At 39.7% G+C, this 26,075-nt stretch carries 18 protein-coding genes; 12 read left to right on the top strand and 6 right to left on the bottom strand.

From position 1 onward, the window contains the following. Nucleotides 1-429: 429 nt before the first annotated feature. Both gppA and rhlB read right to left on the bottom strand, forming a co-directional pair. The gene (gene gppA, locus CSC79_RS07815) at nt 430-1,923 is read right to left on the bottom strand and encodes a guanosine-5'-triphosphate,3'-diphosphate diphosphatase (protein ID WP_099295272.1); all 1,494 of its coding nucleotides are present in this window, start codon (nt 1,921-1,923) and stop codon (nt 430-432) included. A gap of 47 nt (nt 1,924-1,970) precedes the next feature. Then, nucleotides 1,971-3,248 carry an ATP-dependent RNA helicase RhlB gene (gene rhlB / locus CSC79_RS07810; protein ID WP_099295271.1) on the bottom strand — a complete coding sequence of 426 codons (1,278 nt, stop codon included), beginning with the start codon at nt 3,246-3,248 and terminating at the stop codon, nt 1,971-1,973. 90 nt (nt 3,249-3,338) lie between these two features. On the opposite strand from rhlB, the gene trxA reads away from it, so the two are divergent. The 3 genes from trxA to CSC79_RS07795 all read left to right on the top strand — a co-directional run bounded on the left by trxA (nt 3,339) and on the right by CSC79_RS07795 (nt 6,591). After that, on the top strand, nt 3,339-3,665 hold the full coding sequence (trxA, locus tag CSC79_RS07805) for a thioredoxin TrxA (protein WP_099295281.1): 327 nt from the start codon (nt 3,339-3,341) through the stop codon (nt 3,663-3,665). 180 nt (nt 3,666-3,845) lie between these two features. Further along, complete coding sequence (rho, locus tag CSC79_RS07800) at nt 3,846-5,105, top strand: transcription termination factor Rho (protein WP_058561178.1); 1,260 nt, start codon at nt 3,846-3,848, stop codon at nt 5,103-5,105. Nucleotides 5,106-5,346: 241 nt separating this feature from the next. After that, nucleotides 5,347-6,591, top strand: coding sequence for a methyl-accepting chemotaxis protein (locus tag CSC79_RS07795; protein WP_099295270.1), 1,245 nt, complete (start codon nt 5,347-5,349; stop codon nt 6,589-6,591). Here the strand turns inward: CSC79_RS07795 and CSC79_RS07790 are convergent. Continuing rightward, entirely contained in the window at nt 6,583-9,402 is a 2,820-nt protein-coding gene (locus tag CSC79_RS07790) for a tetratricopeptide repeat protein (protein WP_099295269.1), read from the bottom strand. The two genes, CSC79_RS07795 and CSC79_RS07790, sit on opposite strands and share 9 nt — an antisense overlap. A 126-nt stretch (nt 9,403-9,528) precedes the next feature. Here CSC79_RS07790 and CSC79_RS07785 point away from each other — a divergent pair, with 126 nt between their 5' ends. Next, nucleotides 9,529-10,113: a DNA-J related domain-containing protein gene (locus CSC79_RS07785; protein ID WP_099295268.1), complete on the top strand. Its 585-nt coding sequence runs from the start codon at nt 9,529-9,531 to the stop codon at nt 10,111-10,113. An 8-nt stretch (nt 10,114-10,121) separates the two neighbouring features. Here the strand turns inward: CSC79_RS07785 and dbpA are convergent, their stop codons facing one another. Beyond that, nucleotides 10,122-11,510 carry an ATP-dependent RNA helicase DbpA gene (gene dbpA, locus CSC79_RS07780; protein WP_099295267.1) on the bottom strand — a complete coding sequence of 463 codons (1,389 nt, stop codon included), beginning with the start codon at nt 11,508-11,510 and terminating at the stop codon, nt 10,122-10,124. A gap of 213 nt (nt 11,511-11,723) precedes the next feature. Here dbpA and CSC79_RS07775 point away from each other — a divergent pair, with 213 nt between their 5' ends. The 5 genes from CSC79_RS07775 (at nt 11,724) to CSC79_RS07755 (ending at nt 19,086) form a co-directional block, all read left to right on the top strand. Next, on the top strand, nt 11,724-13,805 hold the full coding sequence (locus CSC79_RS07775; RefSeq protein ID WP_099295266.1) for a TonB-dependent siderophore receptor: 2,082 nt from the start codon (nt 11,724-11,726) through the stop codon (nt 13,803-13,805). A 128-nt stretch (nt 13,806-13,933) separates the two neighbouring features. Continuing rightward, nucleotides 13,934-15,334 carry a M20/M25/M40 family metallo-hydrolase gene (locus tag CSC79_RS07770; RefSeq protein ID WP_099295265.1) on the top strand — a complete coding sequence of 467 codons (1,401 nt, stop codon included), beginning with the start codon at nt 13,934-13,936 and terminating at the stop codon, nt 15,332-15,334. A gap of 86 nt (nt 15,335-15,420) precedes the next feature. Next, complete coding sequence (locus CSC79_RS07765) at nt 15,421-16,365, top strand: tetratricopeptide repeat protein (RefSeq protein ID WP_099295264.1); 945 nt, start codon at nt 15,421-15,423, stop codon at nt 16,363-16,365. Nucleotides 16,366-16,703: 338 nt separating this feature from the next. Next, nucleotides 16,704-16,988, top strand: a complete 285-nt coding sequence (locus tag CSC79_RS07760; protein WP_099295263.1) for an MliC family protein — start codon at nt 16,704-16,706, stop codon at nt 16,986-16,988. Between the two features lie 76 nt (nt 16,989-17,064). After that, nucleotides 17,065-19,086: a methyl-accepting chemotaxis protein gene (locus CSC79_RS07755; RefSeq protein WP_099295262.1), complete on the top strand. Its 2,022-nt coding sequence runs from the start codon at nt 17,065-17,067 to the stop codon at nt 19,084-19,086. A 134-nt stretch (nt 19,087-19,220) separates the two neighbouring features. On the opposite strand, the gene CSC79_RS07750 is transcribed toward CSC79_RS07755, so the two are convergent. Continuing rightward, a complete protein-coding gene (locus CSC79_RS07750) occupies nt 19,221-21,860 on the bottom strand; it encodes an EAL domain-containing protein (protein WP_237113987.1) in 2,640 nt (879 codons plus the stop codon). A gap of 184 nt (nt 21,861-22,044) precedes the next feature. Between CSC79_RS07750 and ubiD the strand changes: the two genes are divergently transcribed. The 3 genes from ubiD (at nt 22,045) to CSC79_RS07735 (ending at nt 24,911) form a co-directional block, all read left to right on the top strand. Continuing rightward, the gene (ubiD, locus tag CSC79_RS07745; RefSeq protein WP_099295260.1) at nt 22,045-23,511 is read left to right on the top strand and encodes a 4-hydroxy-3-polyprenylbenzoate decarboxylase; all 1,467 of its coding nucleotides are present in this window, start codon (nt 22,045-22,047) and stop codon (nt 23,509-23,511) included. Nucleotides 23,512-23,584: 73 nt separating this feature from the next. Further along, complete coding sequence (gene fre, locus CSC79_RS07740) at nt 23,585-24,298, top strand: NAD(P)H-flavin reductase (protein ID WP_099295259.1); 714 nt, start codon at nt 23,585-23,587, stop codon at nt 24,296-24,298. Between the two features lie 202 nt (nt 24,299-24,500). Further along, nucleotides 24,501-24,911, top strand: coding sequence for a CBS domain-containing protein (locus CSC79_RS07735; protein WP_099295258.1), 411 nt, complete (start codon nt 24,501-24,503; stop codon nt 24,909-24,911). A 35-nt stretch (nt 24,912-24,946) separates the two neighbouring features. Here the strand turns inward: CSC79_RS07735 and add are convergent, their stop codons facing one another. After that, nucleotides 24,947-25,948 (bottom strand): adenosine deaminase, encoded by a 1,002-nt coding sequence (add, locus tag CSC79_RS07730; protein ID WP_099295257.1) that lies wholly within the window; start codon nt 25,946-25,948, stop codon nt 24,947-24,949. Nucleotides 25,949-26,075 lie beyond the last annotated feature (127 nt).

Below are 26,075 nucleotides of genomic sequence, written 5' to 3'. Positions count from 1 at the left end.
CTGTTGGTCACTCAGTTTCAATTGAGACTCTAAATTTTTTTGCCTCACTACCGAAGTAGCTTGGCTGTTAGAACTCAATCTGTACGAGTGCCCACACAGATGATTGCTTTATATTGTTAAAGAACGTTGCGATTAAAGTGCTTTACTTTATCTCGCTAGGGCTGCGCATGTTACGCTTTCCTATTTTTTTGTCAACACTTAATTTTAAACTTTTTAAAAAATCTAAACTCAAGTTTTACTCGACTTACTGATTAGCTGCTTGCCTCGCTAAGCGTTGCTTGCTCTGCCGTCTCAGTGGGGTCGCATTATAGGGAGATCCAAAAACAGATCAACCCTTTTTTGCGATCTTTTTGAAAAAAAGGATTGTTTGAACATTTTTAAAACAAAGTGCGGTATTTTGCTACAAAAAAAGGCTCTGACGAGCCTTTTTCATCTAACTAAAAATTTCCATCCAGCTTTTGCTTGTTGTTTAGACTCAAGCTGGAGCTCACTTGCCATTAGCGGATGCACTTTTAACCAGTCTTCTTCAAAAGAAAGGGTTAATACCTCATTATCAGCAGTTAAACTCAATTTAGGTAAGACATCGTCTTGCCGACGCATTGAGAGAATTACAGCAATCCTAATAAGCCGTGTTATGTATTGTGCTAATTGCTGATGACATCCTAAATATTTAAATGCATCTTTTTGCAAGTCAGAACGATGCGCATTGGTAGCTGCAACTATAATTTTACGTTCTGATTGAGAGAAGCCCGGCATATCGGTATTTTCTAAAATATAAGCAGTGTGTTTTTGGTACTGCTTATATTCGATCAATAAACCTATTTCATGTAGCTGCGCAATAGCTTTTAATAGCGCGCATCCACCTTGCTCTAACACTGGCCATTGTTCACTAACTTGCTGCGCTAAATAATTGCTTAATTCAGCTACTCGATTTGATTGCTTTTGATCTACATGATAGCGACTCATAAAAGCATCTACAGTGCGCTTGCGAATATCATGATTATGAAACTCAGGAATCATGCTATATAAAACGCCTTCGCGGAGCGCTCCACCTGCTAGTCCCATTTTTTCAATTTCAAGGGACTCAAATAATGCAATTAAAATAGCAAGGCCTGAAACAAATACCAACCTTCTCTCTTCACTTAAACCTGGTAAATCAAGCTCAGCAATTGTGTTAAAGGCCGTTGACTGCTTTTTAATTTCAAGTAATTTGTCGAGGCTTAATGTTTCATCCAGAGATTGAGCAACCATGATTTCTTGAATTGCTTGAACTGTACCCGATGCACCAGAGGCTATTTCCCAGCCTGCTGCTTTATAGCTTGAAGCTATTTCAGCAATAACTTCTTTTGCAGCTGTAATAGCGTTGTTGAAATTTGCATCGCTTAGTTTGCAATCTTTAAAATAACGTTCAAGGTATGTGACACACCCCATGTTAAGACTTTTATAATGCAGTGCATCAAAACCTTTGCCAATAACCACTTCTGTACTTGCACCGCCAATATCAATCACTAACTGGCGCCCAGAGCAAGCAGAAGTATGCGCGACACCTTTATAAATTGTGCGGGCTTCGAGCTCACCACTGATTACATTAATTTTGTGAGCAAGAATTTGCTCTGCTTTTTCTTTGAACTCATCAGCGTTGGTTGCTAGCCTCAAGGTAGCAGTTGCAACAATAGTTATGTTAGCTTTGGGAATATCTTGAAGACGCTCGGCAAAAAGAGCCAAACACTCCCAACCTCGTTGCATAGCTTCAGTGCTTAACAGATTATTCTCGTCAAGCCCTGCCGCCAATCTGACTTTTCGTTTAACTCGGCCTATGGTTTGCAGGCCACCAGCAATTGATTTAGCAATCAGCATATGAAAACTGTTTGACCCTAAATCAATTACTGCATAAACATTTTTTTGCGGTTTAAGTTGCCCCACCGTTCAAAAACCTCTAGTTACTACTACGACTCTACTTCGGTCGTAAATTACGACCGTGCTTTTTGGTAACTATTGTTTGGTCTACGTCCGCCGTTATTACTACGATTACGAGGGCCTGTCGAATAGTTGCGCTTTCTTTGAATAGTAGGCTTTGTTAAATCATCAAGCAATGCACTTTTATCATAATGTGATAAAGGAATGCTATGTTCTATATATTCTTCGATTTCATGCAGATTATATGCGTATTGCTCACACGCAAAACTAATTGCTTTGCCTGATGCACCAGCACGACCAGTACGACCGATACGGTGAACATAATCTTCACAATCATCCGGTAAATCAAAGTTAAATACATGACTCACTTCAGGGATGTGTAAACCACGTGCAGCAACATCTGTTGCAACTAGGAAATCAAGGTCACCCTTAGTAAATTGAGCTAAAATTGATTGGCGCTTTTTCTGATTGACGTCACCAGTCAACATGCCAACACGATGCCCATCTTCTTTAAGCCATGCGTACACTGTTTCACAGCTGTGTTTGGTATTTGCAAAAACAATCGCTTTATCTGGCCATTCTTCTTCAACTAAAGTAAGTAATAACTTAATCTTGTCTTCTTGAGATGGCTGGAATAGCTCTTCAGTAATTCGCTTACCCGTTTTTACATCTGGTTCAACTTGTACATGCTCAGGATTAGTCATGTGTTCAAATGCTAACTCTTGCACTCGATATGATAGCGTCGCAGAAAATAATAGATTAAGGCGCTCAGAAGTATCAGGCATACGACGGAACATATAACGAATATCTTTTATGAAACCTAAATCAAACATGCGATCGGCTTCATCAAGCACTACAACTTCAATTTCATTTAAGGTGTAGCAGCCTTGCTTGTATAAATCGATAAGGCGACCAGTGGTACCAATTAAAATATCTACGCCTTTTTCTAACTGCGCACGTTGTTTTTCATAATCTTCGCCACCATATACTAAACCTAAGTTAAGATTACAGTGTGGCGCTAAAATTTTAGCATCTTTATGGATCTGAATCGCAAGCTCCCGAGTCGGGGCCATGATCAGGGCTCTTGGATGTTTACTAGGTGCTTTGCTAGATTGTAATAACCGATGGCATGTAGCTGTTAAAAAAGCTAATGTTTTACCTGTACCTGTTTGTGCTTGACCCGCAATATCGCGGCCATCACATATAAAAGGTAGGCATTTTGCTTGAATGGGTGTGCAATATTCAAACCCATTCTCGGTTAAACCGGTAACCACTTCCGGTGCGATAGCAAAGTCTGAAAACTTTTTATCGGTCAAATGTGTCTTAGTCATAGCGTTTAAGCATAACGTTTAAACTTGCAATAAGAAACAAGAGTGTTTAAATACGCATTAAATAATTCGCCTAACTTATCGGAGAGCGCAATGAGCGAGAAAATTATTCAATTAACTGACGATGGCTTTGAAGCTGACGTATTACAATCAGACAAGCCTGTATTAGTTGATTTTTGGGCAGAATGGTGCGGACCTTGTAAAATGATCGCCCCTATTCTAAATGAAGTAGCTGACGAGTTTGATGGCCGTGTTGTTATCGGTAAATTAAACATCGACCAAAACGCAGGTACACCACCAAAGTTTGGTATTCGTGGTATTCCGACACTACTTCTTTTTAAAGATGGTCAAGTTGCAGCAACTAAAGTTGGTGCGCTTTCTAAAACACAACTTGTTGAGTTTTTAGAAAGCAACATCTAATACCCATTAAAAAAAGGGCAATACGCCCTTTTTTTACGTTTATTTTGTATAAAGACTGGACGCTGGGCCAGTGAACTGCTAGTTTATAAAGCCAACTAATCCTTAGTTTACCAACAAACCTCTCTCACTAATCAATATCGATTATATGAGTATGATAACTGTAATAAAGAACCCACCAATATGCATTTACGCGAATTAAAAGACAAGTCTATAAAAGAACTTGTAGCCTTAGCTGAGTCCATGGGGCTCGAAAACGTAGCCCGCTTAAGAAAGCAAGATATTATCTTTGCTATCCTTAAGGCCCACGCCAAAAGTGGAGAAAATATTTTTGGCGGTGGTGTATTAGAAATCCTTCAGGATGGTTTTGGTTTCTTAAGATCTTCAGAAGCGTCTTACCTAGCCGGCCCTGATGACATTTATGTATCACCTAGCCAAATTCGTCGTTTTAGCATGCGTACTGGTGACTCAATAATGGGTCTTATTCGTCCGCCAAAAGACGGTGAACGTTACTTCGCTTTACTAAAAGTAAACGAAGTAAACTTTGATAGACCAGAAAACTCTCGTACTAAAATTCTTTTTGAAAACCTAACTCCACTTCATGCTAACGAACGGTTACGTATGGAACGTGGTAACGGTAGTACCGAAGACATTACTGCACGAGTCCTTGATTTAGCATCACCTATTGGCCGTGGCCAACGTGGTTTATTAGTCGCACCGCCTAAAGCGGGTAAAACCATGCTGCTGCAAAACATTGCTCAATCGATCACACATAACCACCCTGACGCAACATTGATGGTTTTACTTATCGATGAACGTCCGGAAGAAGTTACTGAGATGCAACGCCTAGTAAAGGGTGAAGTTATTGCATCAACATTTGATGAACCAGCAAGTCGTCACGTGCAAGTAGCTGAAATGGTAATTGAAAAAGCAAAACGTTTAGTTGAGCATAAAAAAGATGTCATTATCTTACTTGATTCAATCACTCGTCTAGCACGTGCTTATAACACGGTTATCCCCTCATCAGGTAAAGTACTTACTGGTGGTGTTGATGCAAACGCATTACATAAACCAAAGCGCTTTTTCGGTGCAGCACGTAACGTTGAAGAAGGTGGCAGCTTAACGATTATCGCAACTGCACTTATCGATACAGGCTCTAAGATGGATGAAGTTATCTACGAAGAGTTTAAAGGTACAGGTAATATGGAATTACACCTAAACCGTAAGATTGCTGAAAAACGTGTATTCCCTGCGATTGACTTTAATCGTTCAGGTACTCGTCGCGAAGAACTGCTAACAAAACCTGATGAACTACAGAAAATGTGGATCTTGCGTAAGATTGTCCATGAGATGTCAGAAATTGACGCAATGGAATTCTTAATTGATAAGCTATCAATGAGCAAAACGAATGATGAGTTTTTTGACTCTATGAGACGTCAGTAGACATAAATATACTTTTGAAAAGCTCGCTTAATGGCGAGCTTTTTTGTTTTTATCAATCTACTATACCCTCTCTATTTATCTTCCACTCAAAACAGAGTGTATACCCCACAATATCTTTAAATTCATTTATGTAGTGAAACATTTTTTGTCGTCTGGGCTTTTTTAACTATACTTATTTAAAACCAACTCTAATCATTCAAAAAATAAGTTGGTCGATAGCTTTTTACAAAGGAAAATCAGAATGACAATTACCCATGGCTTCGTGGCCCTACAGTGCTTTTTAACTATCAGTATTGGCCTCATTTGTTATTCATTTAACTTACCCTCTGTTGCTATTGTGGCTCTATATTTAACTATATTATTACCTGTGTATTTCTTTTATTTATTTACTAAACGAAGGTTAGCGCTTCCAGATAGGTACCTAAAATCATTAATGGAGAACTTAGTTAGTAAAGACGGTATTAACTTTACTTTTCGATTTGACGAAAGTGACCCTTCAATCCCACCCTCTTGCTTAGCACTCAACGCTAGCTTAACAACGATTGAGCACCTTTTTGAAGAGCTACAAATTTCGTCTAATAGATTAAGACCTATGGCTGATGAACTAAGAGATACTTATGCATCAATGACTCAAAAAGCCACAATCCAATATTCTCATGGTCAAGATCTTGCTCAAACAATTCAGAAAATGCTTAACACCTCGAGCGAGCTTGGGGTTAACGTTAAAACAATTTATACCTCCGTTGCGAATGCAACAGAATCAGTAAAAAAAACGCGTATTGATTCTGATAAGAGCCAAGCAAGCTTACTCGCATTAGCAAGTAATATCGAACAAACCAGTGAACATATAAAACAACTAAAGCAAGACAGTGATAATATTGGCTCAGTTATTGAGGTCATTAATGCTATTGCAGAGCAAACAAACCTACTCGCATTAAATGCAGCAATTGAAGCCGCTAGAGCCGGTGAACAAGGCCGTGGGTTTGCTGTTGTTGCTGATGAGGTACGAAACTTAGCGTCACGCACGAGTAAATCGACACAAGAAGTGAGCGCCATGGTCAGTAAAATCCAACATAGCACTGATTTAGCCCATACGTTAATGAATACAGCACTCGATGAAGCGCAACAGACGGTATCTCTGACTAAAACCTCAAGTAGTGAGATTACAGCCATTGAAACTGCTGTGCTTGAAATTAGCGAAATGTCAAACTCTATTAACCAGCAGGTGAGTAATCAAAAACAATTTTCGGATGAGTCACAAGAAAGTATCAATTCGCTAGTCGAGCTGAACTCTGACGCACTTTCAAGTTCTAAAATACAAGCTGTTTCTAGTAACGACTTACATTTACTCGCCACCAGCCTAGAAGAGAAATTTAGTTTTTTCCTTGTTAGCAATTATGCCCCTGATACACAGCCAAGAAAGCGCACCCAAAAAGAAGTAACTCCGACTGAAACTACAGAAGAAAGTGAGATAGAGCTATTTTGACGAGTGCGATTCTAATGCATTAATTAACTCAGACGTTAATAGAGCTATTTTATCGAACTCACACGGCGCACTTTTCTTCAATAATGCTTTGTCTAAATTTAAAGCTGGTTTAATAACATCCTGAACGGCAAACATTTGGGCCGCACCAAGAATACGATGACTGTCTTGCTGTAGCGCCTGGTAATCACGTTGCTCAAGGTGAGTATTCAGTGACTCTGCTTCTTTAATAAAACTACTGATAAAACTGTGTGTTAAATCAGTCATGTCGACTTTGCTTTCATTTATGGGCAATTTATTATTCTTTGCTAACTGATTGGCTAACGTACTATAAAACACTTCTTTATCTATAGGCTTACTTAAATAGCCAGTAAAGCCCTTAGCAATATAGTTATCAATTTCGTGACTCATAGCATTAGCAGTTAAAGCGTAAATTGGATTACTAAAGCCACATTGCTGTAGTAGCTCAAGAGCACTGAGCCCGTCCATAATAGGCATTTGAATATCCAGCAAAACAATATCAGGATACAGTTGTAAACATTGTTCAACTGCTTGTTCCCCATCACTCACAGCAATTACCTCAAGCCCTAAAGAAGTAAGGTAGCGTGTGATTAAACGGCGATTATCAGGGTGATCTTCTGCTAAAACGACTTTACCCTGAAGTTGAACATGCTTGGCGTTATTGATAACTGGGCTCGATGAGGGGTCTGCACTCTTTTGTTTACATGGCAGATTAAAGATAAACTCACTGCCATTATTTGGCTCACTTAATGCACTAATGTATCCACCCATCATCATCGCTAGTTGTTGCGATAGCGACAACCCTAACCCAGACCCTCCAAAACGACGGCTGATGGTGTTATCGCCTTGTTGAAAACACTCAAAAACCATTTTCAATTGCTCAACACTCATGCCAATACCTGTATCAACCACGTTGAACTGCACCCCACTCTGTGTTTGGCTCAATCGTAATTTCACACTACCTTGATGGGTAAACTTTATTGCGTTGGTTAATAAATTAATCAATATCTGTTTAACACGCATTAAATCGAGTTTAACCCAATGACTTGGTTCTAATTGGTTATCAAATGTCAGCCTTAAGCCTTTTTGAGATGCATGAGCTTGGCACATTTCATAAACGTCGTTCACCAACTCAACGAGGTCAAATTTAGTTAAATGAAGCTCTAACCTATTAGCTTCTATTTTACTAATATCCAGCACATCGTTTATTAAATCTTTTAAATGATCACTGTGCTTTTTTATAACCAATAGTTCATCTTGTAACTCGCTTGGTTTATATAAACCATTGATCAGATCATCCGTTTGCCCAAGAATAGCAGTTAAAGGAGTGCGAATTTCATGACTAATATTGGCAAGAAACTGACTTTTAATTTCATTGGCTGAACGCAACTCTTGTGCTACAAATTGTAATTCCTGAGTGCGTTGTTCAACTTGTTCTTCTAATTGAATTTTGGCCTTTTTTTCTATTGCTCGACGATACAATGCAATGGTGCAAATTAAGCCAAGCACCATTACTATTGCCAGCAAAATAGCGAGCTGAGAACGCTTTGCTATTTTCAAATCTTGTAAGTCTCGCTCTTGTTTTAACTGCAAGATTTCTTGATTGAGTTGATTCGCTTTAAACTGTGTTTGAAATACAGTCAGCGCCTTTGCAACCTCTTCACTTTTTATACTTTGTTGGTATTCAACAAATTGCTCATGTAAGTCAACAGCTTGCTCATAATCACCTATGCTTGCTAACAGCAGCGAGTTTATGCCTAACCCATCCTTCGCCAACATCTCATTATTATATTTTTTAGCAAGGGCAAAAGACGCGTTTAGATTTTGTCTTGCTTCCTTGATATCCCCTTTAACTAACTCAACCTTTGCTAAAATATGTAATGCAGTTAATAAAAGAGTCTTGTTATCAGCTTTAACTGCAAACTCTTTCGCTGCAAGCGCATGATAATAGGCTGTGTCTATTTTATTTAATTTAAGGTTTAAGTTAGCTAAATTTTTATGGCGAGTTGACAGTTGATAAGCATCATTAATACTTTGATAATAGCGTAAAGCTAATTGATAGTAATGTAATGCTAATTGATGACGCCCTGACTCAAAGTATGCCACCCCCATGTTTCCATACACTTGGGCAATGCCATCTTTATCATCGAGTTGTTGAAATACCTCTAACACTTCACGATAAAATTCTAACGCTGAATCATAACGCGATAACTTAATATATACCCCAGCAATATTATGAAGTATGTCCGCTTTATCTTGTGCGTTTCCGTTCGTTTCATAAATCGTTTTTGCTTTTTGGTAATGCTCTAATGCAAGCTCCATGTTGTACATATCAAAATAAGATAAACCAATATTGCTCAACAAGTTGGCCTGCTTCAAGGCATTATTTAGCTGCTTTGCAACCACTAAGGCACGGCTATACTCTTTAATCGCTTGATTCATTAACCCTTGATAATAGTACACTACGCCTTGCATTTTTATAGAACGAAAATATTGCTCAGGAGAGTCGTTTATATTGCTATTTTGCTCTTGAGACTGGTAGAAATCGAGTGCCAATGAGTAATCGTTTTCAGTAAATGCGCGCTCAGCCATCGTACTATAAATAGCTAACCGTTGTTGTGGTGTTAATTGTGGTGTTGAAAGTAACTGCTCGGCTATAACTTGCTTTTGCTGCCAATCATCAACCTGATTAAACTGCTCAAGTAAAGGAGCTTGAGCAAAACAGACATGAGATACCACGCCAAGTACAGTAATAAACGCAATAAAGAATAGCCGCTTAAACTTACCTAACATATATGTATCCTTGGTATTTGAACCTGTTAAAACGACACATGCTTCACTTGAAAGCTAACTGACAACTCAAGTAGCATGTGTATATAATTATTTTATCAAGATACACTATTACCTAGAGTTCAAACAATGCTTAACCCACTTATAGATGAGATTTTTGAACGACTGTTAACAAAGCAGGTATGGAAGGTTCACACTTTAGCGCTAGAGCTATCAGAATGCGGCATAATAACCGCATTAGATGAGGAGCCTTCTCGTGATTTATTTAAACGCAACTTTTTAATAATGAACGCACTGTTTCAATTACAGCAGCAACTTGCTCCTGCCCAAACTTTATCAATTGCAAGTTTGCATATTGAATTAGAAGACACATCCATTGAAAACACAGTTACCCAGGCGGATCCCTTAAGAGACTATTACTTAGATTGGCAAAACTATGATACGTCTGCAGATGAAGTGGATGCTTTATTAAATCAATTTTGGCAAAACTTTGAAGCCTCAGCGCCAGTAAAGCCCGAAATAAACATATGCCAACGCAACGCAATTCTTGCACAATGGCAACTGGATGAGCAAGCAAGCTTGAAAATGATACAAAAGCGGTGGCGACAATTAGCGTTTCAATATCACCCAGATAAATCCTCAGAAGATGAAGAGGTATTTAAACGTATTCGAGAAGAATATGAGCAGCTTAAGGCTAGCTGCTCAAATAGATAAATAAGTAATTAACGAGTGAGTCGACGAGCGCGGATTTTACGCCCTTTAATGTTACCTTCGGTTAATTTACGTAATGCTGGTTTTGCACAATTGCGTTCAACCGCAACAAATGCCACGTTATCAAGCACGTTAATTTTACCCACTTGGCGGCCTGCAATACCTTCTTTACCTGTTAACGCACCTAAAATATCACCGGCACGCACTTTTTGCTTTTTACCTGAGTCAATCATTAGTGTGGCCATTTCTGGTTTATACGGTGGTTTTTCTAGCAAGCTAAATGGTGGTAGCTGTTCCGGCAAAAAATCACATTCGTAATGGTCGCCAATTTGCGCCACTTTGAACTGCTCAGCATCACCATAGATTGAACAAGCAATGCCTTTTTTCCCCGCACGGCCAGTTCGACCAATACGGTGAACATGTGTTTGCGGGTCATGCGCTAAATGATAGTTGATAACCATATCCATATCATCAATATCCAGACCACGAGCGGCTACATCCGTTGCCACTAAAATAGAGGCACTTTTATTAGCAAAGTGAATGAGTGTTCGTTCACGATCGCGCTGCTCCAGGTCGCCATGTAAAGCCACGGCACTAAAACCTTCAGCGGCTAGATCATCACACACTTGCTGTGTTTCAACCTTAGTATTACAAAACACCACACAGCTTGTTGGTTGAAACTTTAACAACAACAACTTCAAGGTATTAAAGCGCTGCTTGTTATTATCCATCTTGTAGAAATACTGTTTTATGGTGCTTTTTTCTTGCTCTTCTTCGACTTTAACCATCACCGGGTTAGTTAGTACACGCTTTGCAACCGCTTCAATTGCACGCGGGAAAGTCGCACTAAACAACAGTGTTTGGCGCTGTTGTGGGATGCAATCGATAATTGCATCTAACGTATCTTGAAAGCCCATGTCGAGCATTTGATCGGCTTCATCCAGCACTAAAGTTTCTACATCGTCTAAACGTAAAGTTCCCTTACGAATATGGTCATCCACACGACCAGGTGTACCAACAATAATGTGTGCACCATGTTCAAGCGAGCCGATTTGCGGACCAATTGAAACACCACCACACAATGTAAGTATTTTAATGTTATGAATACCTCGGGCGAGTTTGCGCATCTCAACAGCCACTTGCTCAGCAAGTTCTCTTGTTGGGCAAAGTACCAAAGACTGAATACGAAAGCGCTTTACGTTTAGCTTAGCTAGCACACCCAAACTAAATGCAGCCGTTTTTCCCGAACCTGTTTTAGCTTGGGCAATAATATCTTTCCCATCAAGAACAGGCGGTAAGCTTTGTGCCTGTACAGGTGTCATTTGGCTATAACCAAGCGTTGATAAGTTATCAACAAGTTCAGAAGGTAAAGATAGTGATGAAAAAGCAGTTGTGGTCACATTGAATCCCAGAGAAAAATAAACAAGCTCAAGAGGTCTGCACCTCAATTTTAATAACCTGCATAATAGCAGAATAACTAATCAGCCACCATCTAGCAGACAGATTAAAACAAGTTTCGAAATAATAATTGCAAATAACATTCATTTTCATTAACATCCGCATCAATACTATTAATACGACCTATAAAATATTAAATAGCCTGGAAGCAAATAATGAAATTTAGTCCGCTGTATCTTGCTCTAATAGCAACAATCACCTCTGCTCAAGCCGCACAAAAAAACGAAGACTTAGAACGCATAGAAGTTAAAGGCAGTTACTTTAATGACTATAAAGTAGACAATGCAACAGGTGCAATGCGCACCTCTGCATCACTGCTTGATACTGCGCAATCCGTTACCGTTATTACTGACACCATAGTTAATGAGCAGCTAGCCACCACGTTAGGTGAAGTACTAACCAATGACGCAAGTTTAACAGCAGGCTCAAAGCAACGTAATCGCGAAGTATTTAATTTACGTGGTTTTCAACTAAGTTCATCTACCGGGTATTTACGTGACGGCCACCAACACTGGTCACATTACCAACAACCTATCGAAATCTTGCAGCAGGTTGAAGTTATCAAAGGACCATCAAGCATTTTATATGGGCAGTCAGGTCCAGGTGGTTTAGTTAACATGGTGACTAAAAAGCCAACAGCACAAACACTATTCAATGCCAGTGCAGATGTAGACCAACATGGCTCAACCCGTTTTATGGTTGATGCAGGTGGCGCGCTAACAGAAGCCGAAGACTTGCGTGTTCGTGGTATTTTAGTAAAGCAAGACGTTGATTACTGGCGCGAATATCAAAATGGCGAAAACCGTGAACGCGATCGTTTTTTAGGTGCTCTAGTGGTGGATTATGATATCAGTGATAATGCTTTAGTACGTGTACATTATGATCGTACCGATGACGAAGCAGGCCTAGACACTGGCGCATGGATTGATGACAATGCTAATGTAATTGGCGATGATAAAACCATTCGCGACATATCTTGGGCATTTACTGATATCACAGTAGAAAATTTAGGCATCGACTTCAAAGTGTTCTTATCGGATAACTGGCAAGTAAACTTAGGTTATAACGAGCAAACATTTGAGCGCCAGCGTTTTGAGTCTGCCCCGCGTAAGCCAAGTGATTTTGCCGAAGGTGATAGCTATGAGTCACGTCCTTATGACCGCTTTGATGATTGGCAATTTACCACCGCATTTGTAGATTTTATTGGCGAGTTCGAAACAGCCGGTATTCACCATCAGTTTTTAGTAGGCGCTAATTCGCTTGATTATTACTATGGTCAATTACGCACCTCAGGTGACTCTATTTTTTATTCAGCAGAGCAAGTAGAGCCAAGCCGCCCCGATATTAGTTATAAAACTGACGACACCTTATATACCTCTGAGTACGACTATTACGGCGTCTATGTGCAAGACTTAATTACTTTTTCTCCAGAGTGGCAAGTGTCAGTTGGCGGGCGCTACGATAAACAAAATAAAGAAGGTGCAGATAATGAGTCATTCTTGCCTAAATTTGGCCTACTCTATCACCCAAATGCATCAGCCACAATTTATGGTAGCTACTCTGAAGGCTTTGAACCACAAGGCAGTGAAACATTAATCAATGAAAGCGATATTAATAACGGCATGAAATTGGATGCCGTCACCTCTGAACAAAAAGAAATTGGCGTTAAATGGCAGTTATTTGATGACCGCTTAATGCTCAGTGGCTCTTTATTTGATATTAGCAAAACCGGTTCACTTGTAACCGAAGATTTAGACAATCCAATGGGTGATATTGAAACAATCACCACTCAAGTAGGTGAGCAACGTCATAAAGGTTTTGAGCTAGCAGCACAAGGCGCGGCTACTGACCGTTTATTTGTCATGGCATCAACCATGTATTTAGATGCGAACTATGAACGTGACGAAAAATTACAAGGTAAGCGCCCAACTGATACGCCAAAATGGTCGGCATCACTTTGGACACGCTACGAGTTAAACGATGCATTTGCCTTTAACGCCGGCGCATTCTATGAAGGTGAGCGTTTTGCCGATAGTGACAATACCATCACAAAAGATGCGTATACCCGCGTTGATGTGGGGGCAACTTATAAGTTTATTATGAGCAATACAGATATTAACTTACGCCTGAACGTTGAAAACTTATTTGATACTAACTACCTTGCCGGCGGTGGTACTAATAACGTCACCATCGGTGAAGGTACCAATGTACGTTTAGCAGCACAATTTAACTTCTGATCCTACTTTATTGAATACCATCCAAAGCCTGCACTTTATTGTGCAGGCTTTTTTATCTCATTTTTATTTTTACTGCCCCCTAATTAATGGTTAAATAGCCGCTAATTTCTAACAAGCCAAGGTCACTCATGAAAAAGATCATCACAGGATTACTGCTTACCAGTAGTTTTTTTGCCAGCGCTGCAGAGCCTGAATTTACCTCTGAGCAATTAAAACAAGTTGTAGAGCTTAGAACCAACGCCAGCAATAGTGACTTAAGTTATCAATTATTAGAATCACTTACTACAGAAGTGGGTCCGCGTTTACCTGGCACTGAAAACGATAAAAAAGCCGTAGCTTGGGCGCAGGCTAAATTTAAAGCGCTAGGCTTTGATAAGGTATGGCTTGAAAAGGCTACATTTCCTGAATGGCGTCGTTTTAGCGAAAGTGGCAAAATCTTAACGCCTAGTGAGCAACCTTTGCACTTAACTGCACTGGGCCATAGCGTCAGTACTCCTAAAGAGGGGATTACAGGCGAAGTGGTATTATTTGAAACCCTTGATGAACTAATAGCAGCACCTAAAAATAGCCTAAAAGGTAAAATTGCCTACATTAATTACCGTATGAATCGCCATATTGATGGTAACGGGTACGGCCCGGCTGTTCGTGCACGCTCTACAGGTTCTGTAGAAGCTGCGAAAAAAGGCGCGATTGGCTATATGATGCGCTCTGTTAGTACTGCAGAACACCGTTTTGCTCATACAGGTGGTAGCCATTATAAAGAGGGAGTGACTAAGATACCAAATGTCACTATCGCTAACCCTGATGCCGATCAAATTGCTCGTCTTATTGCGCTTGATAAAAATGTCACTGTTAATATCAATGTACAAACAGAAGATCGTGGTCAAGGCACTGGCTATAATGTCATTGGTCAATTTAATGGTACACACAACCCTGAGCAATATGTGTTGATTGGTGGTCATTTAGACTCATGGGATTTAGGCACAGGCGCACTCGATGATGGTGCAGGTGTGGCGCTAACAATGGCCGCAGCTAAACATATTAGCGAAATTAAACGACCTAAACGCAGTATTCGCGTAGTGTTATTTGCTGCTGAAGAGCTAGGGTTATGGGGTGCTAAAGCCTACTTTAAGCAACATGCTAATGAGCTTAAAAACATTGTAGCAGCTGCAGAATCTGATTTTGGTGCTGATGTAGTGTATGGTTTTGAGTCTAACGTATCAGCAGAGTCATTACCTGTGGTACGTGCAATAGCGAAAGAACTTTCAGCACTTAATGTAGAATACATTGCAAAGAACGGTGCACGCGGAGGCCCAGATCTCATACCGCTTAGAAATACAGACGGCGCAGCTATTTTTGACCTTCATCAAGATGGTACTGATTACTTTGATTATCACCACACAGCAGATGATACTTTAGATAAAATCGATCCGGAAAAGCTTAAACAAAATACTGCCGCTTACGCAGTATTTGCGTTTATGGCTGCTGATGCCAAAACCACAATCAAACCAAAGCCTGTAAAAAAATAAGTTAAGTAAACATACTTTCTTACAGTTTTGTACTTTGCATACGCCCTTGTTTGTTTTAATTTAATAAAAAAGCTAGGAGGGCGTATATGCTACTTTTTAATACCTGTGACTCAGTATCGTCATTCAGTCAAACCACGACCTGCCCTCATTGTAAAAGCAACGACTACCAATTAAAAAATAACAGCCGCTTTTTGCGTTTTGCAATTGTGCCTATCATCCCATTAGCTTGGCAATATCATTTCCACTGCAACGAATGTAAGCACAGTGAACCTGTCTCATTAACAAAGCTACCACTGTTTGAACTTCTATCATTAGTGAAATACTTTATAGGCTCGATAGTAATCGTTTTATCCTTACTGTACTTTTATGCTCATTTTCATGCTCAAGCAGTACAACAACAAGCGATCATTAATGCTCCACAAGCATATGATACTTATTTAGTAAAAGCAGATAAGTTTGCCCAAGAACCCCTGCGCCCAGAAAATTTAAAGATCGCTCAAATACTTGAGTTTGATGATAAATACATTACCTTTCAAATTAGTAACTACCGTTATAAGCATGATCGCGGTATCACAATGGCAATGCGTACGAGTTTACTTGTACAAAGAGATTACTTTTCCTCCAAAACGATAACGTTACCGCGTACTGAGATTCAACGCATGGTCGATGAAGGCGTTATTTATAATGTGCTTCGCCCCCATGCTTATAGTTTATATGGTGGCTTTGTAATGTTTCCCCCAAGACCAAAACCGCTTTATGAAGGGGTTAAGCTCAATGAGCATAACCAACAAGGGATTAATTATTATAAGGATGATTTATTCGAAGATGCATTTAAGAGCTTTTTGTTAGCCGCTGAAGAGGGTTCTCAGTGGGGCCAACTAAATTTGGCACAAATGTACCAAGACGGACAAGGTACCAGCAAAGATATAAATAAAGCTATTTACTGGTTTCAGCAAGCTGCAGCTCAAGGTAACCGAAAAGCAAAAATAGAACTAAAAGACTTATGCCGCTTTTACACATGTGAGACATAACACTATTACGTGCCTGTAATACTCATAGCTCTTGTGAAATACCATAACCTCACTTAGGTGATCACAACTGTTTTGTGTATAGCTCTCTTTGTACGTTAAGCACTAATCAGTAACCTTGGATAAACTAATTTTACATTATTAAATAAGAACCTCTTAGCAATCGCCCACGCAACGGACAATTCAAGCTCAACACTAACTCTGTATTTAGGGCTTGTTGTTGTGTGAGACCCTTACGCGCAAAAAATTTAACTTCAACACAGCTTAAACATCTACTTTCACCAGCGGTTAATTTTCATTTGCTACCCTATAGCGGTTTCTAATTAACTGGCGAATCCTCTATGTATAAAGTGATTTTATTTACCTTTAGTTTACTTACCATAAGCGCTTGCTCTGAAAAAGCACACACAAATGTTTACTCCTGCGACAATCAAAAAATGGCGACTATCATTAGCCACGATGCTGAAAGTGCAACTCTTCACTATATTAATAAACGCTACCAACTAACTAGGCAGCGCAGTGCATCGGGCGTCAAACTTAATAGTGAGGAAGTCTTGTTTTGGACAAAAGCAAATGAAGCCGTGTTAATTATTGATGGGAATAAGGTTCACTGTAATCTCAAGTAATGTCTTTTATTGGTAATCTTATTTTTTAAGAAAACACTGCTACACTAATGATTAAATCTGTTGAAATGAGTTAGTTATGCAGTCAATTGCTATTAAATACAAAGTAATATTTGCCTTCACCGCAATTGGTGTACTAATGCTATTAAGTAGTGGCTTTTTTTACTGGTCACTCGGCAAAATTAGTGTTGCCAATTCAGACATTGAAACACTGGCTGTTCCTGTCCAACAACAGAGTAACGCATTACAACTTTCGCTTTTATCAATCACAAAATTCAATGCTGTGGCGTTTAGCCAAAGCAAAATTGCAAAATTGCGTCACGAACAAAAACAAACTAGTGATGAACAAAAGTTGTTTAACGACAAGCTTGCTATTCTTGAGTTGCAACTACAAGATCAACCCAAAATGCAGTCACTACTTGTTCAAATTGATGATGAATTCCAGCGCTTAATCACAACTAACACAGCCATGTTTAACGCCAAACAAAGTGGTTTGAATGCGATATCAAAACTAGCCTCACAAAGCACGCAATACATAGAAGAAATAACAGCGTTAAGTAATGATTTACTGGATTTAGAACTACTACAGGTTACTCGGGAACAACAACCTATCCTTGATGCTATGGTAGGTACAGCAACGCGTATTGACGATTTATTGTTTACCTTAAGTAATAATTTGAAAAGTATTAAGCACATCAGCTCATTAGCAACACTGGATGAGCATCAACAAGATGCCAATTTTCTACTCGATAATGTTCAATCAAACTTTAACTACTTGCAACGACAAGCAAGCGAGCTAAACGGTGCTGCTGATTTTTCGGTTTTAACTGAGAAAATGAATAAAGTAAATGAGAAGCTTGCCGCGATTTACCAACCACAAAAAACTATCTTGATGAGCCGTCAAGACGCTGAGAATGCATTTAATAGTTTTCAGCAGCAATTCCAAGAAACTGAAAAACTCATTATCGAACTAAATCAATTAGCTGACGAACGATTTACTTCACTACAAAAAAGCGCTCAGTCAACAATTAGTACAGGCTCTTCATTGGCGATTATTATTAGTATTATTTTGCTTTCATTTGCCGCCCTAATATCAGTGCTTACAACCCGCGCGATGCTTAAACCCTTAAATGCAGTCAACAAAGCACTGGCCAGAATAGCTTCGGGCGATTTATCCAAACGTACACACCCTCGAAGTGATGATGAGTTTGGCACTCTATTGTCTAATATAAACAAGCTCAGCGATGACTTAGGCAAGTTACTTTCAGATATTAGTGACAACGCTCACATACTTGATCAGTCTGCCATTCAAACAAGTGCACAAGGTCAACAAATGACTGTTGCAGCAGCACAACAACTTGAACGAATTGCACAAGCCACATCGGTTGCACAAACAATGCTAAATAATTCACAAACCGTAAATGGGCAAGCCCAAAGCACGTCAGATGAAATAGCCAATGCATCGCAACTTTCTAACGATGTAAATCAAATTGCTGATAGAAACAGCCAGCGAATACAAGCACTATTGGCGCGTTTAGATCAAGCTGTAAGCAGTACTGAAGAACTAACACAACACACACAGCTGATAGGCGCAATTGTCGATACCATTAGTAGCATCGCAGAACAAACTAACTTACTTGCATTAAATGCTGCTATAGAGGCCGCGCGTGCGGGGGAAAATGGGCGAGGATTTGCTGTTGTCGCCGATGAAGTCCGTTCTTTGGCAGCACGCACGCAAAGCTCAACAAATGAAATTCATACAATGATTCAAACATTGCAACAACAAGCAAATACGGCACAGAGTGAGATTAATGACGGACAGCAACAAGCTGCTGAGTGTGTAACTAATAGCAGTGAGTTAAAGCAGGCCGTCGATAAAATAAAAAGCACTTTAGTGACAGTTAACCAAATGAGTCAGCAAATTGCAGACTCTTCACATAACCAGCTTAATAATAGTAATGAAATAAAACACATCATGACCACGGTGACAGATCAAGCACAGAGCAATGCTGACCATGCAGGCTCTTTAGCAACTCAAAGTGAAGATGTAAATCAATTAGCACACTCTTTAACAAGTGCTGTTGAGCGTTTCAAGTTTTAGCATGAAAAGTAGTGCACATATATTTAATTTCTATGTACAAAACAATAGGTGGTTACTGCTCAATAAATATTTTTAGCCTGAACTCTGGTTAATATATACACTAATGTATTGATATTAAATCACAAATACATTTACTAGCCTCCAGGGTTCAGGTTTTTTAAGTAGTTATCAAACTCGTTCATAGGGAGCGGTTTACTGTATAAAAAGCCCTGAATATAATCACAATTCAATGCCGATAAATATACCCGCTGTTCCTCAGTCTCAACACCTTCAGCAACGACTTCTAAGTGTAAGTTACTTGCCATAGAGATAATAGCACTCACCATCGCGCAATCTTCATTATCATCTGGTAAATCTTTAATAAACTCACGATCTATTTTTAACTTACTTAATGGAAAGCGCTTCAAATAGCTCAAGGATGAATAGCCCGTACCAAAGTCATCAATGGCTAAACCGACGCCTAAATTACGAATCGCTTGCAACTGCTGTAGAATATTAGCGCTATTCTCAGCAAGTAAAGTTTCAGTGATCTCTAAAGTTAAGCAATCTGCTGATAACTGACATTCCTCCAATACATCACTGACCAACTTAGCGATATCTTGACGGACAAACTGTACACTGGAAAAGTTCACCGTGACAAAAAACTGACCGTTAAACTGACTACACCACTTCGCGGCTTCTCGACACGCTTCCCTTAATACCCATTCACCAATGGGAACAATCAGTCCTAAATCTTCACAAATCGGAATAAACTCGGCGGGAGATACGTTGCCGAGTTCAGGATTTTGCCATCTTAGTAACGCTTCGCATCCAATAGTTTTCCTGTCATTACTTATGATTGGCTGATAATAGACAGTAAACTCATTATTACACAGCGCTTTATGTAACGCATTCTCAACCCTACTTCGAGCCGTAGCTTGCTCATGCATTCCTCGGGTAAAAAACTCAAAGCAGTTACGACCTTGCTCCTTTGCCTTGTACATTGCACTATCTGCATTGCGTAATAATATTTTTCGTTCTACGCCATCATCAGGATAAATAGTGATCCCCATACTGCCGGAAACAAAAACTTCATGCTCACCTATTTTAAATGCAGAACTCAATGCTTGCAGGGACTTTTTCGCAACCCTTTCAATATCAACTAGATTATTTCTACCCGAGAGTAATAAAGCGAACTCATCTCCTCCCAAACGTGCCACTAAATCAGTACTGTGCATACACGCTTTTAATCTATTTGCAGCCTCAAGCAACAACACATCGCCACTGTTATGCCCTAAAGTATCGTTAACATTTTTAAAGCGATCTAAGTCGATAAAACAAATCGCTAAGCGCGTTTTTTCTGTACTTGCGCGGATCATCTCTTGATCAAGTTTATTATTGTAGTAATAGCGATTGGCGAGCCCGGTTAAATTATCAAAGTTGATTTGCAACCACATTTCTTGTTCGCTTTCTTTACGCGAAGAAATATCGTTAAACAGAGCAACATACATCTCGATTTGTTTTTCTTCATCAAACACAACAGAGATATTTAGCCAACATGGGTAAATACTGCCATCTTTGCGACGATTCCATACCTCACCTTCCCAGTGGCCACTTTCCTTGAGGTTCGCATAGAGCGCTTTAAAAAACGAAGGCTTGTGACGGCCAGAACTTAAGATTGCCGGTGTTTCGCCCAGCACATCACTTTCTTGGTAACCCGTAATTTGTGTAAATGCGCTATTAATTGCTTGAATTTTATTTAAGCTATCAGAAACCAAAATGCCTTCATTGGTGGTAGAAAATACAGTACTGGCAAGACGTTGTTGCTGGCGTATTTTCAGCTTTTGAGTAATATCTCTAATTAAGTGAATCTCACCAATTTTATGATCAGCCTCATCCATCACGGCAGTGACATTCGCCTCCCCCCAAAAAGTGCCTTTTGTACCACTAAATTGACATTCATTATCAAGCTGGCCAATAGCAGAGACGTTATCGACAAAGGTGTAAATATTTTTCCCTTTAAGTTCATCTTCATTACTTAGCTTTTGTGCTGCCATTGTATTGGCATCTAATATGGTGTGCTCGGTATCTGTGAATATCAGTAAGTCATCAATACCATTAAAAATAGCTTTTAATGTAGCGCTGTCTTTTTGTGCTGTCCGTTTTGCGGACCGTAAGCGTGTTGCTAACACAGTCAAAATAGCAAGTAAGACCATAAGTAAAACGATTGAGATTACGGATAAAATAAATTGATAAGTGCGCTTTTTTTCTATTTCTTTTGTCTGGCTTGCAACCAACTCCTCGAGATTTTCTTGGTAATGCCAGAGTTCTTTTTCAAGGGCCCGCTGAGAAGAAATATCATGAATTACAGAAAACAAAAGGCGTTTATTATCAAGTTCAAATGGAGCCGAATAAACACTCACTGTGCGAGTTTCACCACTGGCTAATTGGTGTTTAAAAACAAAGTAATTTTGCCCTTTATTTAATGCCGCTTGTCGCTCTTGTGCAACCTGCTGTTCGGTAAAAATATTTATTTGTTGAATTTTCATCGCTTGTAGTTGCGAAATACTATAGCCATAAAAATCTGCCGCTGATTCATTAGCAAATACAATATCACCTGTTCGAGGCTCAATAACCAGCATTACAGCACTGTGATCTGCAAAGATTTGACCATCAATCACATGCGTTAATAGATTTTCTGCCCGCACGTTGCTCAATGGCACCATAAAAGCACATACTAACCACAACCTAAGTATTACTTTTAAGATAAACCCACCCATTAATTGAAAGCTCACAAAAAACAACTAAATCAACTATAGCCCATACACATAAAAATGTAATGAAACCGATAACTTAAATGTTTGGTAAAAATAACTAATACCATTTAAATTAAGCTATTAGAGAGAGTTAGTATAATTCGCTTAACCTACTTTATTGGGTATAATGCAAAGCACATTTTTAACCTTAAAGCGGCCAATTATGAAATACAAAGATCTCCGAGATTTTATAGATTTACTGGAAAAGCAAGGTGAATTAAAACGTATCCACCAAGAAATTGATCCCTACTTAGAAATGACCGAAATTGCAGATCGTACATTACGTGCAAAAGGCCCCGCTTTATTGTTTGAGAACCCAAAAGGGCACAGCATTCCTGTGTTAGCTAATTTATTTGGCACACCAAAGCGCGTTGCTATGGGAATGGGTCAAAATGATGTAAGCGAACTTCGTGAAGTAGGTAAACTTTTAGCGTTCCTAAAAGAGCCTGAACCGCCTAAGGGAATAAAAGAAGCGCTTGGTCAAATCCCTGTGTTTAAACAAGTATTAAACATGCCTGCTAAAGAAGTGAAAAAAGCAGTATGCCAACAAGTAATTATTGAAGGTGATGATGTTGATTTGACGAAACTGCCTATTCAACATTGCTGGCCAGGTGATGCAGCCCCATTAATTACTTGGGGATTAACTGTTACCCGCGGACCATATAAAAAACGTCAGAATTTAGGAATATACCGCCAACAGTTATTAGGTAAAAACAAAATTATTATGCGCTGGCTATCGCACCGTGGTGGCGCACTTGATTTTCAAGAATGGTGTAAAGAAAACCCAGGCCAACCTTACCCTGTATCCGTTGCTTTAGGGGCCGATCCGGCTACTATCTTAGGCGCCGTTACCCCAGTACCTGACACTCTGAGCGAATACGCTTTTGCTGGATTACTACGTGGTAGTAAAACTGAAGTTGTAAAATCAGTATCTAATGACTTACAAGTCCCTGCAAGCGCCGAAATCGTGCTTGAAGGCTATATCATGCCAGGTGAAACCGCGCCTGAGGGGCCATATGGTGACCACACGGGTTATTACAACGAAGTTGATGATTTCCCTGTGATGACCGTCACGCATATGACACATCGTAAAGATCCAATTTATCACAGTACTTTTACAGGACGCCCGCCTGACGAACCTGCAATATTAGGTGTTGCGCTTAATGAAGTGTTTGTCCCAATTTTACAAAAGCAATTTCCTGAAATTGTAGATTTTTATTTGCCACCTGAGGGTTGCTCGTATCGTATGGCTGTTGTGACTATGAAAAAGCAATACCCAGGTCATGCTAAGCGAGTCATGATGGGCGTATGGTCTTTCTTACGTCAATTTATGTATACCAAGTTTGTTATTGTTTGTGATGATGATGTCAACGCCCGCGATTGGAATGACGTTATCTGGGCTATTACAACACGCATGGACCCTGCTCGCGATACAACACTCATTGAAAACACCCCGATTGATTATCTTGATTTTGCTTCACCTGTTTCCGGTCTAGGTTCAAAAATGGGCATGGATGCAACAAACAAATGGCCTGGCGAAACCGATAGAGAATGGGGTGAACCGATTGTGATGAATCAAGAAACAAAAGACCGCGTTGATGAACTTTGGGATAGCCTAGATATTCTCTAACTCTGTAAACTCACTGTGCGGATATGCTACTATTGCTCAAATAAAGTGCATATCCGCTAATTTAAGGTAAAACATGCAAACATTACACGCTGAAGTTATTACTATCAGCCCATTAACTGAATTTGTTAACAAAGTAGTTTTAAAGCCAGTTGAAAGCGTTACTTTTGAAGCTGGCCAATACTTGCAAGTCGTTTTAGGTGAAAAAGATAAACGTGCGTTTTCAATTGCTAGCCGCCCTTCACAAAGTGATGAGCTAGAGCTACATATAGGTGCGTCAGCCGCAGACTCATATGCAATGCAAACACTTGAACACCTTCGTGATGCACATAAAAGCAATACAACAGTCACCATTGAAACTGGCTTAGGTGTTTCACAACTACGCCTACAATGTGAACGCCCAATAATATTACTTGCCGGTGGCACAGGTTTTTCTTACGTTAAATCAATGGCTGATCATTTAAGTGAAATCGGCTGTGAGCGCCCTGTGCTGTTTTACTGGGGTGTGCGTGAAGAGTCTGCTTTATACGCCCACACAGAAATGCAAGCATGGGCTGATAGCCGAGAGAACTTTAAGTTTATTCCTGTTGTTGAAAACCCTAGCGATAGCTGGAACGGCCACACAGGATTTGTGCACAAAGCAGTGATGGCAGATATCACCTCGCTTGCACCATACGATATTTATATGGCTGGTCGCTTTGATATGATAGGTATCGTACGTGATGACTTTATTGCCCACGGTGCAATTCGCGAAAACATGTATGCCGACGCATTTGCGTTTATCAAGTAGTCATTGCACACCGTAAAAGCACCGCATGGTGCTTTTATACTTACACACCAGCAACGTCATAACAGCTTACCAATATCAAAGTAACACTGTGAAAATCGACAGTTGATTGTTTAAACCTATCACACTAATCAGCATAAACAATTTCACAAAACCCCATTCCTTAACCATACTTTATGTAACTTAATAATTGGGAGAGACCCAAATGCTAAATACAAAAGTAAGAGATTTTATGCAACATAAGTTGCCACACATCACCCCGACTACTGAAATGACTACCGCCATTTCTGAGCTGCAAAAGTTTAAATTACTAGGCGCCCCCGTGTTTGATGACAATAAATGTTTAGTAGGCTTTATTTCTGAGCAGGAGCTATTAAAACCACTTATGCAAAACAGCTACTTTTGTGATGGTGTAGTTAAAGTATCTCAGTTAATGCGCACTGATGTTGTCACCGTCAGTGGCGACATGAATATCATTGAGCTTGCAGAGCAAATGCAGCCTGGTAAACCAAAAAACTACCCTGTTATAGATGGGACCACAGTTATTGGTATGATTGGCCGAAGTGATATATTAAAAGCACTCTATGATAATTATATTAGCTGCCAAGAACATTAGGCACGCAATAAAGCGCGCCTACTAGCCGCTGTTAATTAACGTGCAGCGGCAGCTTGTTTTAGCTGCTGCCTGTCAGCATCACTTAAATAAGCGATTTGTAACGCGTTTGCTTGGGCTTTTTCCATATCAGCTTGCGTCAAACCGGCTGCAGGTGCTGCAACACTGTATTCGTGCTCGATTTCAATGCCCTCAACTGCAGGATCATCTGTATTAATGCTTGCCAAAATACCATGATCTAAAAAGCGTTTTAATGGGTGTATATCCAAGCTAGCAACGGTACTTGTTTGGATATTACTGGTTAAGCATGACTCAATACCAATACGGTTATCACGCAAGTAATCCATTAACTTAGGATCTTCAATTGCTTTAACACCATGGCCTATTCGATTTGCACCCAACTGATTAATCGCTTGCCAAATACTCTCGGCACCAAGCGCTTCACCAGCATGAATTGTTGCAGCTAAATACGCATTTGATACTTGTTTAAAATGCTCTACAAACAACTCACCCGGAAAACCTATTTCATCACCAGCTAAATCAACAGCAACTAAATCATTCTTAAACGCCAATAAGGCATCAAGTTCTTGCTGACAAATTTTTGTGCCATAAGTACGCGACATAATTCCGAGAAGGTTTGCTTTAACAGTACTGGTTTGGGTGGCGCTTTTAATGCCATCTACAACAGCCTCTACGACACCTTGAGGGTGCAAGCCTTGACTCTGTGCCATGTAATATGGACTAAAGCGCAATTCTACATAATCTAAGCCTTGAGCCTGAGCATCTTCAATATTTTCAATAGCGATACGACGACACGCATCGTAATCGCCCAACACGGTGACTCCCCAGTCAAGCTTTTGTAAAAAAGCCATGAGGTTTGGTTCAGGATCGATCACTTGAACATGTGGGGTCAACGCATCAATATTGTCTGCAGGTAATTCAATATTGAACTGACGCCCTAGTTCTAAAATTGTTTGCGCACGTACATTGCCATCAAGATGGCGATGAATATCTAGCAACGGAAGATTTTTATTTATCATAATTAGTGCTCAGTCTATTGAATTTGCGCGGATCATACGCATTTACATCGGTAATTCAAGTTTAGCTGACTCTGTTTCTAATAGAGAGGTCATTTGTCATCACTGGGAGTAATATACCCAAACCACC

Source organism: Pseudoalteromonas sp. 3D05 (genome assembly GCF_002723455.1).
Classification (GTDB): Bacteria; Pseudomonadota; Gammaproteobacteria; order Enterobacterales; family Alteromonadaceae; genus Pseudoalteromonas.
Note: the sequence above shows the minus strand (reverse complement) of the source record. Positions and strands in the feature narration are given on the sequence as shown.